This window comes from Mesobacillus sp. MER 48, assembly GCF_023714225.1.
Lineage (GTDB): Bacteria > Bacillota > Bacilli > Bacillales > Cytobacillaceae > Mesobacillus > Mesobacillus oceanisediminis_A.
In genome coordinates this window covers 1-1630 of the sequence record NZ_JAMAUR010000024.1, presented here as the reverse complement: position 1 = coordinate 1630, position 1630 = coordinate 1, and the positions used below count along the sequence as shown (strand labels likewise).

At 39.1% G+C, this 1630-nt stretch carries 1 protein-coding gene; it reads left to right on the top strand.

The window, feature by feature from the left end; all coding sequences use genetic code 11:
• Positions 1-256: 256 nt before the first annotated feature.
• Positions 257-1492, top strand: coding sequence for an IS110 family RNA-guided transposase (locus M3593_RS23640; protein WP_251545068.1), 1236 nt, complete (start codon positions 257-259; stop codon positions 1490-1492).
• The last annotated feature ends 138 nt before the right edge of the window (positions 1493-1630 follow it).

Sequence of the window (1630 nt, the reverse complement as noted above, 5' to 3'; positions counted from 1 at the left end):
TTCGTATTATAAGGTCATCCAGAAAAGAAAATATTTCTGGTTGACCTTTTTCTATATGGTCTTATTATAACGGTAGCCGGGGTAAAACGTAACTGCTCGTGGGACCTAGATCCCGTCAGCTAAACAGTTTGCCCCCTACTTGTAGAAACATGATTGAGGCTGGTTGGGACATAGATCTCGTATAACAAGCGAAGCTGTGACACTGCAAGGAGAACAAGGGGTACCGGCAAATTAAAAGATTAGGAGATGATACAGAATGAATCCAGTCGTTGGTCTGGATATTTCTAAGGGGGAAAGTCAGGTTCAAGCTTTTGTCGATAAAGGCAAACCATTCCGTAAGAGCTTTAAAGTAGCACATACTCTTCAGGGTCTTGGTTTACTTGTGGAGTTTCTAGAGGTAGTACAAAAAGAAACCGGTCTAAAACCTCCGGTTATTCTTGAAGCAACTGGACACTATCAAACAGCAGTAGTCCAATATTTAGAGGAACGTGGGTATTTATTAATAATTATCAACCCTTTAATTTCCTACAAAGCGAAAAGTTCAAGTTTAAGGAAAGTAAAGACAGATGCCATCGATGCTTACCACCTCTGCGAGTTGTTTTACAAGGAGGAGTTAGAGCCGTATAAAAAGCGAGGGGTCCAGCTATTAAACCTTCGTAACCTTACAAGACAACACGAGAATATTACAGGAGTGATGATTCAGACAAAGCTTCAGTTCCAGGCTATTCTGGATCAAGTATTCCCAGAATATCGTGGAGTGTTCGGTGATTTATATTCTGTGGTATCACTCTTAACGTTAAAGGAATTTCCGTCATCTGAAGACATCTTAGAAGCTAGTAATGAAACTCTCTCAATGAGGATTAAGGAATTATGTAAAAGTCGTTCATTCAGATGGGCCAATGAAAAAGCCTTACAACTAAAAGAGGCGGCAGCTCGCAATCCCTTTGAAAAGACAGTCTATCAGAGTCATATCTTAAGCTTAGGTATGTATATTAATATTATTCTTCAATACAAAGAGCATCTATCCACATTGGAGTCTGAGATAGATGCCCTCGCTAAAGAAGTTGAAGAATATAATATTATCAAATCTATCCCTGGTATCGGTGAAAAGATCGCGGCAACGATCATTTCTGAAATTGGGGAGATAGATCGATTTACTAATCCTAAAAAGCTCGTGGCTTTCGCTGGAGTAGACCCTAGTGTTTTCGAATCTGGCAAGTTTACTGCCACCAAAAATCGAATCACCAAAAGAGGTTCCAGCAGGCTGCGCCACGCCTTATATATGGCTGTTCGATGTGCCATACGCGATTGTCGTAAACAGAAAACGACGGATGAAATCATTCCCCGAAACAAACGAATGCGTGAGTTTTACGACAAGAAGCGTGAAGAAGGAAAGCCATTTAAGGTAGCTGTAATTGCTTGTGTAAATAAGCTCTTACATTGGATATTTGCCCTTTTAAAAAACCGGACCACTTTCCAAGATATAGCTTAGAAACAACATCTAACTAAATTACGAAAAACCTTCCAATTCTAAGAATATGAAGGTTATTTGGTATACCCTTTTTTAGTATATCACGATGGATTTCGAAATTTTAATGAAAAATATTGACAAACTATTAGCTGGTTTAGT

Coding starts and splice junctions, on each gene's coding strand:
- M3593_RS23640 (WP_251545068.1), top strand. CDS start 257: ATGAATCCAGTCGTTGGTCTGGATATTTCTAAGGGGGAAAGTCAGGTT.